Annotated in this window: 15 protein-coding genes and 2 tRNA genes; 14 read left to right on the top strand and 3 right to left on the bottom strand. The window is 70.2% G+C overall.

Annotated features, from left to right (window positions below; genetic code table 11):
- The first annotated feature begins 88 nt into the window (after nucleotides 1-88).
- The 4 genes from ilvC to serA all read left to right on the top strand — a co-directional run bounded on the left by ilvC (nucleotide 89) and on the right by serA (nucleotide 3895).
- Entirely contained in the window at nucleotides 89-1117 is a 1029-nt protein-coding gene (gene ilvC, locus FBY40_RS11585; RefSeq protein WP_124293463.1) for a ketol-acid reductoisomerase, read from the top strand.
- A gap of 108 nt (nucleotides 1118-1225) precedes the next feature.
- Nucleotides 1226-1816, top strand: coding sequence for a DNA polymerase III subunit gamma/tau (locus tag FBY40_RS11580; protein WP_141938843.1), 591 nt, complete (start codon nucleotides 1226-1228; stop codon nucleotides 1814-1816).
- Nucleotides 1813-2160 carry a bacitracin resistance protein gene (locus tag FBY40_RS11575; protein ID WP_141938841.1) on the top strand — a complete coding sequence of 116 codons (348 nt, stop codon included), beginning with the start codon at nucleotides 1813-1815 and terminating at the stop codon, nucleotides 2158-2160. The genes FBY40_RS11580 and FBY40_RS11575 overlap by 4 nt, the downstream gene beginning before the upstream one ends.
- Nucleotides 2161-2290: 130 nt before the next feature.
- Entirely contained in the window at nucleotides 2291-3895 is a 1605-nt protein-coding gene (gene serA / locus FBY40_RS11570; RefSeq protein WP_141938839.1) for a phosphoglycerate dehydrogenase, read from the top strand.
- A 10-nt stretch (nucleotides 3896-3905) separates the two neighbouring features.
- Here the strand turns inward: serA and FBY40_RS11565 are convergent, their stop codons facing one another.
- A complete protein-coding gene (locus tag FBY40_RS11565) occupies nucleotides 3906-4451 on the bottom strand; it encodes a TetR/AcrR family transcriptional regulator (RefSeq protein ID WP_141938837.1) in 546 nt (181 codons plus the stop codon).
- A 63-nt stretch (nucleotides 4452-4514) separates the two neighbouring features.
- Between FBY40_RS11565 and FBY40_RS11560 the strand changes: the two genes are divergently transcribed.
- The 7 genes from FBY40_RS11560 to FBY40_RS11530 all read left to right on the top strand — a co-directional run bounded on the left by FBY40_RS11560 (nucleotide 4515) and on the right by FBY40_RS11530 (nucleotide 12077).
- On the top strand, nucleotides 4515-6053 hold the full coding sequence (locus tag FBY40_RS11560) for an MFS transporter (protein ID WP_200829980.1): 1539 nt from the start codon (nucleotides 4515-4517) through the stop codon (nucleotides 6051-6053).
- Between the two features lie 43 nt (nucleotides 6054-6096).
- A complete protein-coding gene (locus FBY40_RS11555) occupies nucleotides 6097-7149 on the top strand; it encodes a 3-isopropylmalate dehydrogenase (protein WP_141940155.1) in 1053 nt (350 codons plus the stop codon).
- Nucleotides 7150-7187: 38 nt separating this feature from the next.
- Complete coding sequence (locus FBY40_RS11550; protein ID WP_141938835.1) at nucleotides 7188-8294, top strand: branched-chain amino acid aminotransferase; 1107 nt, start codon at nucleotides 7188-7190, stop codon at nucleotides 8292-8294.
- A gap of 36 nt (nucleotides 8295-8330) precedes the next feature.
- Nucleotides 8331-9107: a fumarylacetoacetate hydrolase family protein gene (locus tag FBY40_RS11545; RefSeq protein WP_141938833.1), complete on the top strand. Its 777-nt coding sequence runs from the start codon at nucleotides 8331-8333 to the stop codon at nucleotides 9105-9107.
- Nucleotides 9107-10399 (top strand): MFS transporter, encoded by a 1293-nt coding sequence (locus FBY40_RS11540; RefSeq protein ID WP_141938830.1) that lies wholly within the window; start codon nucleotides 9107-9109, stop codon nucleotides 10397-10399. The genes FBY40_RS11545 and FBY40_RS11540 overlap by 1 nt, the downstream gene beginning before the upstream one ends.
- 10 nt (nucleotides 10400-10409) lie before the next feature.
- Nucleotides 10410-11924, top strand: coding sequence for a glutamate--tRNA ligase (gene gltX / locus FBY40_RS11535; RefSeq protein ID WP_141938828.1), 1515 nt, complete (start codon nucleotides 10410-10412; stop codon nucleotides 11922-11924).
- A gap of 81 nt (nucleotides 11925-12005) precedes the next feature.
- Nucleotides 12006-12077 (top strand) — tRNA-Gln (locus tag FBY40_RS11530).
- Between the two features lie 53 nt (nucleotides 12078-12130).
- On the opposite strand, the gene FBY40_RS11525 is transcribed toward FBY40_RS11530, so the two are convergent.
- Nucleotides 12131-12769, bottom strand: coding sequence for an MBL fold metallo-hydrolase (locus FBY40_RS11525; RefSeq protein WP_141938826.1), 639 nt, complete (start codon nucleotides 12767-12769; stop codon nucleotides 12131-12133).
- A 107-nt stretch (nucleotides 12770-12876) separates the two neighbouring features.
- Between FBY40_RS11525 and FBY40_RS11520 the strand changes: the two genes are divergently transcribed.
- Nucleotides 12877-12952: transfer RNA gene (locus FBY40_RS11520), tRNA-Glu, on the top strand.
- 54 nt (nucleotides 12953-13006) lie between these two features.
- On the opposite strand, the gene FBY40_RS11515 is transcribed toward FBY40_RS11520, so the two are convergent.
- The gene (locus FBY40_RS11515) at nucleotides 13007-14308 is read right to left on the bottom strand and encodes a serine/threonine-protein kinase (RefSeq protein ID WP_235014828.1); all 1302 of its coding nucleotides are present in this window, start codon (nucleotides 14306-14308) and stop codon (nucleotides 13007-13009) included.
- A gap of 170 nt (nucleotides 14309-14478) precedes the next feature.
- On the opposite strand from FBY40_RS11515, the gene FBY40_RS11510 reads away from it, so the two are divergent.
- The gene (locus FBY40_RS11510) at nucleotides 14479-15264 is read left to right on the top strand and encodes a DeoR/GlpR family DNA-binding transcription regulator (protein ID WP_141938824.1); all 786 of its coding nucleotides are present in this window, start codon (nucleotides 14479-14481) and stop codon (nucleotides 15262-15264) included.
- Nucleotides 15261-16253: a 1-phosphofructokinase family hexose kinase gene (locus tag FBY40_RS11505; protein ID WP_141938822.1), complete on the top strand. Its 993-nt coding sequence runs from the start codon at nucleotides 15261-15263 to the stop codon at nucleotides 16251-16253. Before FBY40_RS11510 ends, FBY40_RS11505 begins: the two co-directional genes overlap by 4 nt.
- Nucleotides 16254-16269 lie beyond the last annotated feature (16 nt).

The raw sequence follows: 16269 nt of genomic DNA, 5'->3' as shown, positions 1-16269 counted from the left end.
CCCTTCTTCGCAAGCCGCTCCCGGTCGTTGAGCGAGCCCAGCGAGACGAAACGCAACGACCGGAATCACATCAAGGAGAAAGACCGTCATGACAGCTGAGATCTTCTACGACGACGACGCCGACCTCTCGCTCATCCAGGGCAAGAAGGTCGCGATCGTCGGCTACGGCTCGCAGGGGCACGCCCACGCGCTGAATCTCCGCGACTCGGGCGTCGAGGTGGTCATCGCGCTGAAGGACGGGTCGAAGTCGACCGAGAAGGCTCAGGAGGAGGGTTTCGAGGTCAAGAACGTCGCGGACGCGGCCGAATGGGCCGACCTCATCATGATCCTCGCGCCCGACCAGCACCAGCGCGGGATCTTCACCGACCACATCAAGGACAAGCTGACCCCCGGCAAGACGCTCGCCTTCGCCCACGGGTTCAACATCCGCTTCGGCTACATCCAGGCCCCCGAGGGCGTCGACGTGATCCTCGTCGCGCCCAAGGCGCCCGGACACACGGTGCGCCGTGAGTTCGTCGCCGGTCGCGGCATCCCCGACATCATCGCTGTCGAGAACGACGCCTCCGGCCAGGCGTGGGACGTGGCGAAGTCGTACGCCAAGGCGATCGGCGGCACCCGCGCGGGTGTCATCAAGACCACCTTCACCGAAGAGACCGAGACCGATCTTTTCGGTGAGCAGGCGGTGCTCTGCGGCGGGGTGTCGCAGCTGATCCAGTACGGTTTCGAGACCCTCAGCGAGGCCGGATACCAGCCCGAGATCGCGTACTTCGAGGTGCTTCACGAGCTGAAGCTGATCGTCGATCTGATGTGGGAGGGCGGCATCGCCAAGCAGCGCTGGTCGGTCTCGGACACCGCCGAGTACGGCGACTACGTCTCGGGCCCCCGCGTGATCGACCCGCACGTGAAGGAGAACATGCAGGGCGTCCTCGCCGACATCCAGTCCGGAGCCTTCGCGAAGCGCTTCATCGACGACCAGGACAACGGCGGCCAGGAGTTCCTCGCCCTCCGCGAGAAGGCGGCACAGCACCCGATCGAGGAGGTCGGCCGGGGACTGCGCTCGCTCTTCGCGTGGAAGCAGACCGACGCCGACTACACCGAGGGCAGCGCGGCGCGCTGACGCCGGGACGACCACGACACCGGCGGGGCGCGCACATCGCGACCCGCCGGTGTCGTCTCGTTCGGCGCGGCCGCGTGGCCGAGACCTCCGGCCCGGTAGCCTGAAACGGTGACGTCGCGCGACGAGGATGCCTTCCGCTGGGAAGGCGACGACGACCCCGCTCCGGTCGACCCGCCGCCCGCGGGGCGGGGTTCACCCCCTACGCTGCCGCCGGGCTACCGCGCGGTGGGGAGGGGCAGTGAAGAGCTTCCGGGAACGACGGATGAGGCGCGCACGGCGGCTGCGCCGACGCGGGAGTCCGACTCAGACTCCGACTCCGACGGAGACGCCGGTGGGGCGTCGGCGAGCGTGGCGCCCGAGCGCGACGCATCCACGGGGATGGGCAACGCCTCCCTGATCGCCCTGGGGATCCTCGGCGGCATCTACCTGCTGTTCTCCATCGGGTGGCTGATCGGCGGACTCCGCGTCCACGGGATCGCCTCGTTCCTCGTTTCGGGCGACGGCATCGCGCCGCCGGTGTGGACCACCGGCAACGCCGCAGCTGTCGGGCTCGCGGTGGCGGCTCCTGCGCTGTGGTTCACCGCGGTCTACACGCTCACCCGTCGGTCGGCCGCGTGGCTTCGCTGGGTGCTCCTGGCTGCAGGCGTCGTGCTGCTCGTGCCGTGGCCGTTCATCGTCGTAGGAGCATTCGGATCATGACCTCGCCCTCCATGTCCGCGCCCACCCGTCGGCGACCCGTCTGGGCCACCGTCGCCGTCAGCGGTGCGTTCGGGCTGTTCTACGCATACGTGGTGTGGAACGCCGTGACCCTCCTCGTCGCGCAGGCATCGGGTCCGCTCGGTCTGAACGCGCTCGGCTGGGCGGTCCTCGGGTTCACCATCGTCTTCCCGCTCGTCGCCTTCGGCGTGGCGTTCGCGGTCGGCCACCGCCGACCGCTCGGCGAGTTCGCCCTCGTGCTGCTGGTCGGCCTGGCCGTCGTCGCCGTGCTGTGGGTGAACGTCCTGGCCTACGCCTACACCTACGGGGCCCAGCTTCTGGGGTGACGTCCTCCGACGTCACACGGTCCGAGGCCCCCGGGACCGCGCGATAGGCTGACAGCTGCCCGCCCCCTGTGCGGCGGGACATCCCTCAGCCGCTCGTCGCCGCTCGCGCCCGCACCGAAGGTCTGCCCCTGTGTCGAAGCCCGTCGTCCTGATCGCCGAACAGCTCTCGCCCGCCACGATCGACGCCCTCGGGCCCGATTTCGACGTCCGCCACGTCGACGGCACCGATCGTCCCGCGCTCCTGGCCGCACTCGCCGACGCGCGCGCCGTGCTCGTCCGATCGGCCACGCGCATCGACGCCGAGGCGCTGGCCGCCGCCCCCGACCTCAAGGTGGTCGCCCGCGCCGGTGTCGGCCTCGACAACGTCGATATCAAGGCGGCGACCGCGCGGGGCGTCATGGTCGTGAACGCGCCGACCTCCAATGTGATCTCGGCCGCCGAGTTGACCGTGGGGCACATCCTGAGTCTGGCCCGTCACATCCCCGCCGCCCATGCGTCCCTCGCCGGCGGACAGTGGAAGCGCAGCGCCTTCACCGGCGTGGAGCTGTTCGAGAAGACCGTCGGCATCTTCGGTCTGGGCCGTATCGGCGCGCTCGTCGCCGAACGCCTGCGTGCTTTCGGTGTCCGCGTCGTCGGTTACGACCCCTATGTCACCCCCGCGCGTGCACAGCAGCTCGGGGTCGAACTGCTCCCGTTCGACGACGTGCTGCGCCAGAGCGACGCGATCACCGTCCATATGCCCAAGACCCCGGAGACCACGGGGATGATCGGTGCCGACCAGCTGGCGCTGATGAAGCCCGCCGCGTACGTGGTGAACGTCGCCCGCGGCGGTCTCATCGACGAAGACGCCCTGTACACCGCCCTGACGACCGGGGTGATCGCGGGCGCAGGCCTGGATGTCTTCACCACCGAGCCGCCCGCGGCCGACTCGGTGGCCGCGCGCCTGGTGTCTCTCCCCAACGTCGTCGGCACCCCGCACCTCGGGGCGAGCACCGAGGAGGCGCAAGAGAAGGCCGGCGTCTCGGTGGCGCGCTCGGTCAAGCTCGCTCTCGAGGGCGACCTCGTCCCCGACGCGGTCAACGTGGCCGGGGGAGTCATCGACCCGTTCGTCCGGCCCGGGATCGCGCTCGTCGAGCAGCTCGGCCAGTTCTTCACCGCCCTCGCGCACGGCGCTCTGACCAGCCTCGACATCGAGGTGCGCGGCGAGCTGGCCGCCTACGACGTCAGCGTGTATCGCCTTGCTGCGTTGAAGGGCATCTTCACCAACATCGTCAGCGAGAACGTCTCGTACGTCAACGCGCCGCTGTTCGCCGAACAGCGCGGCATCGAGGCCCGCCTGATCGTCGAGGCCGAGAGCCCCCTGTACCGGAACATCACGGTCCTTCGTGGCACCCTCTCCGACGGCACGGTGCTCACGGTGGCCGGGACGCTGGCGGGCACGCGGATGGTTCCGAAGGTCGTGGGCATCAACGGGTACGACATCGAGGTCGCCATCGCGCGACACCACGTCGTCATGCGCTACGCCGACCGCCCCGGCATCGTGGCGATCTACGGCAAGTACCTCGGCGACGCCGACATCAACATCGAGGCCCTGCAGGTCGCGCAGCCCGACAGCACGGGGCGTGCGCTGAGCGTGCTCACCGTCGATTCGCCGGTGCCCGACGAGATCCTCGACGAGATGAGACGCGCGACCGGAGCCGACCTCTTCCGCCAGATCGACATCACCGAATCCTGACCGGAGCGGTTCAGGTGCCCGCCGCGCGCTCCACGAGTCCCACGAGCGCGTCCAGCGCGCTTCCGCGCGGCGTCGGTCCGGGGACGTTCCCGCCGCCCAGGGCGTTGTTGAAGTAGAGACCGTCGCTGACGAGCATGACCAGGTCCAGCGCCGCGGCGTCACGGGTGTGCGGGCGCAGCACGTCGGCCCACTTCGCCCGCACGTCGCGCAGCGCCTCGCTGGCCGCGGCGTTGCCGCCCTGAGCCAGGCGCGCCACCGCGAGCAGTGCCCGATCCAGGGCGTCGTCGTTCATCACCGACGTGCGCAGGAAGTAGGCGATCGGACCCTCCGGCGCTGCAGCGGTCGCGGCCACGTCCGCATCGACGAGCGCGTGCAGACGCTCGAGCAGTGCCTGCTCGAGCGTCTCCTTCGAGGCGTAGTGGTAGAGCAATCCGCCCTTGGAGACCCCTGCGGCCCGCGCGGTCGCGTCGAGGGTCGACCCTCGTTCGCCCTCGTCGATGAGCAGCGCCTCGAATGCATCGAGGACCTTCTCGCGGGCGAGGGGCGGTCTGCTCATGGCCTCGATCGTATCGACGTGACGGACGGCGTTCTGATACTATACCGACCGGACGGTATAGAAATGATGACACTGACACAGGAGATCGAACTCGCCGACGCCGCAGGCAGGCGGGTGGGATGGCGTGGCTGGGCGGCCCTCGTCGTCCTCATGCTCCCCGTGCTGTTGGTCTCGGTCGACAACACGGTGCTGAGCTTCGCGTTGCCCGCGATCTCCGCCGATCTCGCCCCCTCCAGCACGCAGCAGCTGTGGATCATCGACGCATACCCGCTGGTCCTCGCAGGTCTGCTGGTCACGATGGGGACGCTCGGCGACCGGTTCGGTCGGAGACGGATGCTGCTGCTGGGCGCGACCGGCTTCGCGACGGTCTCGGCCCTGGCCGCCTTCGCCCCGAGCGCCGAGTGGCTGATCGCCGCCCGCGCCGGGATGGGCGTCTTCGGGGCGATGCTGATGCCGTCGACCCTGTCGCTGCTGCGCAGCATCTTCACCAATCGCGATCAGCGTCGCTTCGCGATCGCGGTGTGGGCTTCGATGTTCTCGGCGGGTTCTGCGCTGGGACCGATCGTCGGCGGCATCCTCCTCGAGCACTTCTCCTGGGGATCGGTGTTCCTCATGGCCGTGCCCGTCCTCATCCCCCTCCTGATCCTCGCCCCGCTCCTGGTCCCCGAGAGCCGCGATCCGCACCCGGGACGCTTCGATCCCGTGAGCATCGCGCTCTCCCTGGCGACGATGGTCCCCGTCGTCTACGGCATCAAGGAACTCGCGGTCTACGGGGTGGCCGGGCCCGCCCCGTTGCTGATCCTGGCGGGGCTGGGATTCGGCGTCCTGTTCGTGCGCCGGCAGTTGCGGGTGCAGAACCCGATGCTGGATATGCGCCTGTTCCGCGTGGGAACCTTCAGCGGCGCGCTCGTGGTGAACCTCCTCAGCGTGGTGGGGCTCGTCGGCTTCCTCTTCTTCGTCGCGCAGCACCTCCAGCTCGTCCTCGGGCTCACGCCGCTGGAATCGGGCCTGGCGCTCGTCCCGGGCCTGGCCGCGATGATCGCGGCGGGTCTGACGGTCGTGCCGATCGCCAAGCGCATCGCTCCCCGCATCGTCGTGCCGGTGGCGTTGGCGTTCTCGGTGCTCGGGTACCTCCTCATCGCGGCGGCGGGCGATGACACCGGTCCGGGGCTCCTCATCGGCGCGTTCGTCGCGCTCGGGATGGGAATCGGCGCTGCGGAGACCGTCTCCAACGAGCTGATCCTCGCCAGCGCGCCGCCCGCCAAGGCCGGCGCGGCAAGTGCGGTGTCCGAGACGGCGTACGAGCTCGGTGCGGTGCTCGGGACGACGGTGCTCGGGGGTCTTCTGACCGCGCTGTATCGGACGAACCTGGTGCTCCCGGAGGATGTCCCGGCCGCGGTGGCCGCGGAGGCGCAGGAGACCCTCGCCGGGGCCGTGCAGGCGGCGGCGGATCTCGGAGGCGTCGCGGGGCAGGCCGTGCAGGCGGCGGCGGCGCAGGCGTTCTCCGCCGGGGTGAGCGTCACCGCGCTCATCGGGGCGGGACTGGTGGTCCTCGCCGCGGCCGTCGCGGCCACTACTCTGAAGGGATCCCGCGCCTCGTGACCGCCGTGTTCGTCGGACGAGGCGTCCGATGAACAGGAGTGCGATGTCGCGTGTGGTGAAGCTGGCCGTCATCCCCGGAGACGGAATCGGCCCGGAGGTCGTGGCCGAGGCTGAGAAGGTGCTGGATGCCGTCACGGCGGACGGTGGTGTCACCTTCGACAAGACCCGGTTCTCGCTCGGCGCCGGGCGCTACCTCGACACCGGGGACACCCTCACCGGTGACGATCTCGCCGCGATCGCGGGGCACGACGCCATCCTTCTCGGCGCCGTCGGCGGCGTGCCGGGCGACCCGCGGCTGAAGGACGCCAACATCGAGCGCGGCCTGCTGCTGAGGCTCCGCTTCGAGCTCGACCACTATGTGAACCTCCGGCCGTCGAAGACGTATCCCGGCTCGGTCACACCGCTGGCGGACCCCGGCGACATCGACTTCGTCGTGGTGCGCGAGGGCACCGAGGGCCCGTACGTCGGCAACGGCGGTGCGATCCGCCGAGGAACGCCGCAGGAGGTCGCCAACGAGACATCCGTCAACACCGCCTTCGGTGTCGAGCGCGTCGTCCGATATGCCTTCGATCTCGCCGAGCGCCGCTCGCGTCGGCTGACCTGGGTGCACAAGACCAATGTGCTCGTCCACGCCGGGGCGATCTGGCAGCGCATCGTGCGCGAGGTTGCGGCGGAGCATCCGGATGTCGCCGTAGACTATCTCCACGTCGACGCGGCCACCATCTTCCTGGTCACGAACCCCCGTCGTTTCGACGTCATCGTCACCGACAACCTCTTCGGCGACATCCTGACCGACCTGGCCGGCGCCGTCACCGGTGGCATCGGCCTCGCCGCCTCCGGGAACATCAACCCCGCGGGGGCGTTCCCGTCGATGTTCGAACCCGTCCACGGCTCGGCTCCCGACATCGCCGGGCAGCAGAAGGCCGATCCGACCGCGGCGATCCTCTCGGTCGCACTGATGCTGGACCATCTGGGTCTCGGCGCCCAAGCCGATCGCGTGACCCTCGCGGTCGAGGAGGATATCGCCGCCCGCAGCGGCGCCCCGCGCACGACCTCGCAGATCGGCGACGACATCGTCGCACGCCTCCAGGCGTAACCTGGACACCTCCGCGCCACACACCCCAGGATGCCCGCATGACGCTCATCGACTCAGATCCCGACACCGGCCTCGCGCCGCTGCAGTTCGCCGTCACCAAGAATCTCGCGGCGAAGACGCCGGCCGAGCGCGACGCGATCCTCGCCAACCCCGGCTTCGGCACCCATTTCACCGATCACATGGTCGACATCTGCTGGTCGGTGGGTGGCGGATGGCACCGCCCGCGGGTGCAGCCGTACGGTCCGATCGCGATGGACCCCGCCGCCGCCGTCCTCCACTACGGCCAGGAGATCTTCGAGGGGATCAAGGCCTATCGGCACGCCGACGGTTCCATCCACACCTTCCGTCCCGACCAGAACGGCCGGCGCCTGCAGCGCTCGGCGCGGCGACTCGCCCTCCCCGAGCTCCCGGTGAGCTACTTCATTCAATCGCTGCGCGAGATCATCGCCGTGGACGGCGCATGGGTGCCCAGCGGCGCGGACCAGAGTCTGTATCTGCGGCCCTTCATGTTCGCCAAGGAGGCCTTCCTCGGCGTGCGGCCCGCCCACAAGGTCAACTACTACGTCATCGCAAGCCCCGCCGGTGCCTACTTCAAGGGCGGCGTGCAGCCGGTGTCGATCTGGTTGAGCGAGGACTACTCGCGCGCGGGCAAGGGCGGCACCGGTGCGGCCAAGACCGGGGGCAACTATGCCGCGAGTCTGCTGCCGCAATCCGAGGCCTACGAGAACGAGTGCGACCAGGTGGTGTTCCTCGATGAGCACCGCAACGTCGAGGAACTCGGCGGGATGAACATCATCTTCGTCTTCAAGGACGGGCGGATCGTCACCCCGCAGTCGGAGTCGATCCTCGAAGGGATCACGCGCGACTCGATTCTGCAGCTCGCCATCGACCGCGGCCACCACGTCGAGGGCCGGGCGGTCTCGATCGACGAATGGCGCGAGGGTGTCGCCTCCGGTGACATCGTCGAGGTGTTCGCCTGCGGCACCGCGGCCGTGGTCACCCCGATCGGGGTGCTGAAGGGCAAGGGCTTCCTCGACGAGCAGCCGGTGGGCGAGCTGGCGCTGTCTCTGCGCGAAGAGCTCACCGACATCCAGTACGGACGCCGCGAGGACCGCCACGGGTGGCTGCTGCGGCTCGACGGCTGACCGTCCTGCAGCGGAGGTGATCGCTAGGCTGAGCGGGTGAGAGTCGCCCGCTTCAGCCACAACGACACGATCAGCTACGGAATCGTCGACGACGGCGAACTCGTCGTCCTCGCCGGCGACCCGATGTTCGCCGGCTTCGACCCGACCGGGGAGCGGGTGCCGCTCGGCGCGGTGACACTGCTGGCGCCGGTCATCCCGCGCTCGAAGATCGTCTGCGTCGGTCGCAACTATCAGGATCACGCCGCCGAGCTCGGCAACGACGTGCCGGCCGAGCCGCTGCTGTTCTTCAAACCCAACACCGCCGTCATCGGCCCCGGCGATGCGATCGTTCTTCCGCCGCAGTCGGAGCGGGTCGACTTCGAAGGAGAGCTCGCCGCCGTGATCGGCCGGGTGACCAAGAACGTCCCCGCCGAGCGCGCCCTGGATCACGTGTTCGGCTACACGATCGGCAACGATGTCACGGCCCGCGATCTGCAGCGCAGCGACGGGCAGTGGTCGCGCGCGAAGGGGTTCGACACCTTCTGCCCGCTCGGGCCGGCGATCGAGACCGAATTCGACCCCACGGCGCCTGCGCGTCTGACGACCCGGCGAAACGGCGAGACCGTGCAGAGCGCACCGCTGACCGACATGATCTTCTCCGTCGCCGACATCATCGCCTACGCCTCGGCGGCGTTCACGCTGCTTCCCGGCGATGTGGTGCTCACGGGGACCCCGGCCGGAGTAGGACCGATCGTCGCCGGCGACACGGTCGACGTCGAGATCGAGGGGCTCGGTACCCTCCGCAACACCGCGCGCGCCGCCGGCGAGGGGTGATGGCCGGGAGTCCGGATGCCGCGGGCTCATCGCGCTCACGACCGGTGACCGGGTTCGACGACGATCTCGCCGCGGCGGCGCTCATCCAGCGCCGGACCGTGCGGGTGCTCTCGGCCGGGCAGGTCCTCGGCGGCATCGCCTTCGGTGCGACGATCTCGCTCGGTGCGATCCTCGCCGGCGAGGTCTCGGGCGACGAGTCGCTGTCAGGGCTCGCCGCCGCAGCCGTCACCCTGGGCACGGCCGTCACCGCCGTCCCTCTCGCCGCGCTGGCGAGACGACGCGGGCGGCGGCTGTCACTGGCCTCCGGGATGGCGATCGCGCTCGTCGGCGTCGCGGGCGTGATCACCGCCGTGGCCACGGCATCGTTCCCGCTCCTGCTCGTCGCCTTCCTGCTGGTCGGTGCGGGGCAGGCGGCGAACCTGCAGTCCCGCTTCGCGGCCGCCGACCTCGCCACCGACGCCACTCGAGGGCGCGATCTGTCGATCGTGGTCTGGGCGACGACGATCGGCGCGGTCCTCGGCCCGAATCTCACCGGCCCCGGCGAGGTCGTCGGCGATCTCCTCGGCCTGCCCGCCCTGACCGGTCCGTACGTCTTCACCGTCCTCGGACAGTCGCTTGCGATCATCCTGTACCTGACGGCGCTCCGGCCCGACCCGCTCCTCACGGCGCAGCAGCTGGTGATCAGCCGAGAGGCGGCGGGCGGGTCGCCCATCGCGCCGCGAGCCGACCGGCCCTGGCCCGCGCGGTACGCCATCTTCGCCATCGCCGCGGCGCACGGGGTGATGGTGTCCGTCATGGCGATGACGCCGGTGCACCTGCTGCACCAGGGCGCGACGTTGACGGTCATCGGCTTCACCATCAGTCTCCACATCGCCGGCATGTACGCCGTCGCACCGGTGTTCGGCCTGCTCGCCGACCGTGTCGGTCGCATCCCGACCATCCTCGTCGGTCAGGCGATCCTCGCCGCAGCGCTCGTCACGGCCTCCTTCGGACAGGATTCGACCCTCTGGGTCACGGTCGGGCTCATCCTCCTCGGCCTCGGATGGAGCGCGTCGACGGTCGCGGGGTCGGCGCTCCTCACCGAGGCGTCGTCGGAGGCGCACCGCACGAGGCGCCAGGGCGCGAGCGATTTCCTGATGAGTCTCGTGGGGGCCGCGGGAGCCATCCTCGCGGGCGTGGTGCTCGGATGGATCGGGTACGGCGGGCTGGCGGTGGCGGTATCGATCGCTGTGATCGCGACCTCGGCGCTGGCCCCCCTCGCGCTTCGCGGACGGGCGCGGGCGGGCGCCTAAACTGGCAAGGATGCCTGCCACGCCCGATCCCCGCACCACGACCGCCACCGGTTCCGACGTCCGCGTCCGGTTCTGCCCCTCGCCGACAGGTCTGCCGCACGTCGGACTCGTGCGCACCGCCCTGTTCAACTGGGCCTACGCACGACACCACGGCGGCACCATGGTGTTCCGCATCGAGGACACCGACGCGGCGCGCGACAGCGAGGAGAGCTATCTGCAGCTCCTCGAGGCGCTCCAGTGGCTGCGGATCGACTGGGACGAGGGCGTCGAGGTGGGCGGCCCCCACGCGCCCTACCGTCAGTCGCAGCGGCACGAGATCTACCGCGGCGTCCTGGAGAAGCTCATCGCGTCCGGCGCGGTGTACGAGAGCTTCTCCACCGCCGAGGAGATCGACGCCCGCAACGAAGCGTCAGGCCGCGCCAAGCAGCTCGGTTACGACAATTTCGACCGTGACCTCACCGAGGAGCAGAAGGCCGCCTACCGCGCCGAAGGCCGCGAGCCGGCCTGGCGCCTGCGAGTGCCGGACGAGGACCTCACCTACATCGATCTCATCCGCGGTGAGGTGACCTTCCCCGCGGGGTCGTTCCCCGACTTCGTCATCGTGCGTGCCGGCGGCGTTCCGCTCTACACCTTCGTCAACCCCGTCGACGATGCGCTGATGGGGATCACCCATGTGCTCCGCGGCGAAGACCTCATGCCGTCCACTGCCCGCCAGCTCGCTCTGTACCGCGCGCTCATGGATGCGGGGGTGACGACCTTCATCCCGCGCTTCGGCCACATGCCGCTCGTGCTGGGCGACGGGACCAAGAAGCTCTCCAAGCGCGATCCTCGCGCCGATCTCTTCCTCCAGCGGGAGAAGGGCTTCATCCCCGAGGGGCTTCTGAACTACCTCGCCCTGCTCGGCTGGTCGATCGCCCCCGACCGTGACGTGTTCAGTCTGGACGAGCTGGTCGCGGCCTTCGACATCGCCGACGTCAATCCCAACCCCGCGCGCTTCGATCAGAGGAAGGCGGAGTCGATCAACGGCGATCACATCAGGATGCTGGAACCCGGCGACTTCGCCGGTCGCATCGTGCCCTACCTCGCCGCTGCGGGCGTCATCGCAGACCCGCCCTCGGACGATCAGGCGGCGCTGCTGTGGGAGGCCGCTCCTCTGGTGCAGGAGCGGCTGCAGCTGCTCGGCGATGTCCCGGGCATGCTCGGCTTCCTTTTCGTCGACGAGCCGGACTACGACGCCGACGCGGTGGCGGGTCTCCCGGCGAATGCCACCGAGGTGCTCGTCGCCAGCGTCGGTGCCCTCGAGCTCGTGCCGGCGGGGGAGTGGACCGCGGCGGCCGTGCAGGACGCCCTCGCGCGCGCCCTCGTCGAAGAGCTCGGGCTGAAGCCCCGAGTGGCGTACGGTCCGCCCCGCGTCGCCATCACCGGGCGTCGCGTCTCCCCGCCGCTGTTCGAATCGATGGAGCTCCTCGGGAAGGCCGAATCGGTGCGTCGGCTGGGCCGGCTCGTCGCCCACCTCGGCCGATGAGCCGCGGCATCCACTCTCGGTTTGGCGAGCAGTCCGAGGTCTACTAGACTCGACCCTCGGCACGGCTTCGGCTGAGGCCATTGGGGTATGGTGTAATTGGCAACACGGCTGATTCTGGTTCAGTTGTTCTTGGTTCGAGTCCAGGTACCCCAGCAAGACGAAAACCCCCGATCAATCGGGGGTTTCGTCGTTTCCGGTCGAACGGATCAGACCTCGATCGACTCCCCGGGGTCGAGATCGAGGAACTCGCCGCCGTTCTGCTCGGTCGCCCAGCGCAGTCGCCCACGGTGCATGTCCCGCCCGAGGATCGACAGGGTCATGTCATGGGTCCCGAAGGCCTGCCGAGGTTTCACCGCGAGCACGAAGTCGATCGCCTCGCCGATCTTCAGCCAGGGGGCACCCAAGGGTGCGGCCAGCACCTGCACGTCCACGCCCCCGGGAACGGTGTACGAGTCGCCGGGGTAGTAGAAGACGTCGTTGACGAGGACCCCGACGTTGTCGACGACCGGGAGGGAGGAGTGGATGACCGCGTGCTGGCCGCCGAAGAACCGGAGGCGGAACGGACCGAGCTCCAGTCTGTCGCCGGGATTCACCGCGATCACGTCGAAGCCCGCGGCCGCCGCGGCGACGCCCGGCGGACCGTAGATGGGGGTGCCCGGCGACATCTTCAGGATGCGGTCGAGATGATCGGCCGTCCAGTGGTCAGGGTGCTCGTGCGTCAGCACGATCCCTGCGACATCGCGCAGGTCGTAGAGGGGGTCGGTGAAGGCGCCGGGATCGATCACCAGCGTCGAGCCGGAGTCTTCGAGGGTGAGCGCGGCGTGTTCGTGCTTGGTGACTCGCATGACCCGAGTCAACCTGTGCGCGGCGGCGTCGGCAAGCGGCGTTCGCCGAGCACGGGCCGATTTGTTCGCGACCGCGAGGCCATGGCATAATCGAACGGTTGCCTGACGGCCCCATCGTATAGCGGCCTAGTACGCCGCCCTCTCACGGCGGTAACGCGGGTTCGAATCCCGCTGGGGTCACCAACAGCACGAAAGCCTCCGGTTCGCCGGGGGCTTTCGTGCGTTCCGGGCCACGCGTCAGCCGTCGCCGTCGCCCTCCTCGGCATCCTCGCGTGCGCGTTCTGCTTCCTTCTCGGCCTCCCTGCGTGCTTTCTCTGCTTCCTTCTCGGCCTCTCGCTGGGCCTTCTCCGCGTCGCGCTGTGTCTGCTCGTCGGCCGGCGGGGCGGGATCGGCGGGCTGCTCCACCGCCGGGTCCACCCCGGGGTCGGAGGTCGTCGTCGCAGGGGCAGGGCTCTCACTCGGGTCGGTCGTCGCCGGCACCGGCGCCGCCGGTCCGGGCTCCGCGGTGCTGGCGCTGACGGCGGCCCACGTCCCCAGTCCCAGGATCAGTGCCGCGCCCGCCGCGACGGCTCCCCAGACGACCGGGGCGCGGCGACGTCGGGTGGAGGAGGCCGCGCCGGCGGGAGGAGCAGGAGCGAGGACCGCCGTCGGCTCCTCACCGCGCCCGGTTGCCGGGAGAACGGCGGTCGCCATCTCGACCGGCGTGCTGCCGGTGAGTCCCGCCGTCGCCACGGCGACCTCCAGCGCTGCGGGCCTGCGGGCGGGATCGAGATCCGTCATGCGCTCCAGGAGCGCCCGCCATCCCGGCCCCACGTCCGCAGGGATGAGAGGCGGTGCCCCCAAGCGTGCCAGTGCCGCCTCGGCTGCGGACGCGGCAGGGAATGCCCGCGTGCCGGTCAGCGCCTCGAGCAGCACCAATCCCAGCGCGTAGATGTCGGCTGGTGGGGCGGGGGCGGCACCACGCACCTGCTCAGGGGCCAGGTAGGACGCGGTGCCGATCACGGTGCCGGGTGTGGTGATCCGCGCGCTGTCGAGCAGGTAGGCGATGCCGAAGTCCGCCAGCTTGGCACGGAACCGGCGATGGGGCAGGGGAGAGGGTGTGACCAGGATGTTGGCGGGTTTGAGATCGCGGTGCACGACACCGCCTCCGTGGACCACGTGCAGGGCCTCGGCGAGTTCGGCGGCGAGTGCCGCCACTTCGGTCGGGGGGAGTGGGCCGGCCGACAGCGTCCGGGCGAGCGTCTGCCCCTCCACGAACTCCATGACGAGGTATTCGGGCTTGCCCGGTTCCAGGCTCGCGTCCAGAAGCATCACCAGGGCCGGATGGTTCAGGGCGGCCAGAGCCGCGACTTCGGCCCGTGCGCGCTCGGGCGAAGCCGATCCCTCCACCCCCGGGCGCAGGACCTTGACGGCCACCGTGCGCCCGAGGAGGACGTCCTCTGCGCGATACACCCGCGCCATCCCGCCCTCGCCGACGAGGTCTCCCAGGCGGTAGCGACCGTCGAGGAGCGGCTCGGGTGGGGAGGGGATGGAGGGCACGGCGGTTCCTTCGTGGCGGGTCTGCCGACGGTTGGTCTTCACGACCCTACTCGGGCGTCCTCGTCGACCCTGCCGGGGCTGGAGGTCGATGATGTGGGATATTGCCCGATTGCTGTTGTTGCGTGTTGCTTCATGTTGTAATCTGTGGGAAACCTTGAGGAAGAGGATGTATGTACGCGACGGAGCGACAGGACGCGATCGAGCGGCAGCTGCTGACGGCGGGTCGTGTATCCGTCGTCGACCTCGCGCGTGACTTCGGGGTGACCACGGAAACCGTGCGACGCGACCTCGACGCGCTGGAGCGCGCGGGCGCGCTGCGTCGGGTTCACGGCGGCGCGGTCGCCGCATCACGCGGCGGAACCAGCGAGACCGCTGTCGCCGACCGAGGCGCGGTGCACGGCGACGAGAAAGCGCGCATCGCCGTTCGCGCAGCCGAAGCGCTGGCCGGCCTCGGCGGATCTATCTTCATCGACGCGGGAACGACGACGGCGGCGTTCGCTCGGGAGCTCGCCGTCCGCACCCCCGTCGACGGTGCCGCACGGCTCGAGCTGGTCACCCACGCCGTTCCCATCGCCTTCGAGCTCGGAGCCCGCGCGGATCTGCCCCTCACCCTCATCGGCGGGAGGGTGCGGGGTCTGACGGCGGCCGCCGTCGGCTCGGCAGCGGTCGAGGCCATCGCTCAGCTTCGCCCCGACGTCGCGGTCATCGGCACGAACGGGATCTCGGCCGCCTTCGGACTCAGCACGCCCGACCCCGAGGAGGCGGCGGTCAAGCGGGCCGTCGTGACCGCTGCGCGGCGGGTCATCGTCCTCGCCGACACCAGCAAGGTCGGCGCGGAGTACCTGGTGCGGTTCGCGGGGCTCGAGGACATCGACGTCCTCGTCACCGAGACCAGGCCACCCGCAGATCTCGGCGATGCGCTCGAGAGCGCCGACGTGGAGGTGTGGACCGCATGATCGTCACGCTCACCGCGCACCCGTCGCTGGATCGCACCGTCGCGCTGGACTCCACCCTGCGGCCCGGTGAGGTGCAGCAGGCCGTGTCCGTCCGCGAGGACGCCGGGGGGAAGGGGGTCAACGTCTCGCGCGCGATCGTCGCCGCGGGAGTGCCCACCGTGGCGCTCGTGCCTTTGAATCCGCACGACCCGTACGCCGATCTGCTCCGTGAGACGGGTGTGCCCACCCGCTCGACCGCCGTGGCCGGTCGCGTCCGCGCCAACATCGCACTGACGGATCCCGCGGGGACGACGACCAAGATCAATCTGCCGGGGGCTCGTCTGACCATCGCCGACCGCCGCGCGGTGATCGCCGACACCGTCGCGGCCAGCCGAGGTGCCCGCTGGCTGGTGTTGGCAGGCTCCGTGCCACCGGGTGTCGGCGACGACTTCTACGCCGATGTCATCGACGCCGTGCGCGAGGCTCCCGACGCGCCGCGCATCGCGGTCGACACCTCAGGTGCAGCCCTCGCCGTCGTCGTCGAGCGGAGTCGCCCCGATCTCATCAAGCCCAACGACGAGGAACTCGCGCAGCTGGCCGGTCTCGGCGGCGCACTCGGAGGTTCGCCCCCCGACGCCGCCGAGCTCGTCGCCGAGGTCGTCCGCGTCGGGGCCGGCCTCGTTGCCGGCTCGGTGGGCTCGGCGCTGGTGACGCTGGGATCCCTCGGCGCGGTGCTTCTGACCGAGGGTGGCGCGTGGTACGCCGCACCCCCGTCGATCCGGGCGGTGAGCACCGTCGGTGCGGGGGACAGCTCCCTCGCCGGATACGTGATCGCGGCGGTCGCCGGCGCCGGCCCCGCCGAACGCCTCGAGCGCGCGGTCCGCTACGGCGCTGCCGCGGCGTCACTCCCCGGCACCCAGATCCCCACTCCCGCCGACCTCCCCACCGGGGAGGTTCGAGCCGTCGCGCTCGTCGCCGAGCGCACCATCCCTGCGGGCATCGCCCCGTGAGCAGACCAGAGGAGGT

Origin of the sequence: Microbacterium sp. SLBN-154 (assembly GCF_006715565.1) — a bacterium.
Lineage (GTDB): Bacteria > Actinomycetota > Actinomycetes > Actinomycetales > Microbacteriaceae > Microbacterium.
This window is presented reverse-complemented; position numbering and strand designations above follow the sequence as displayed.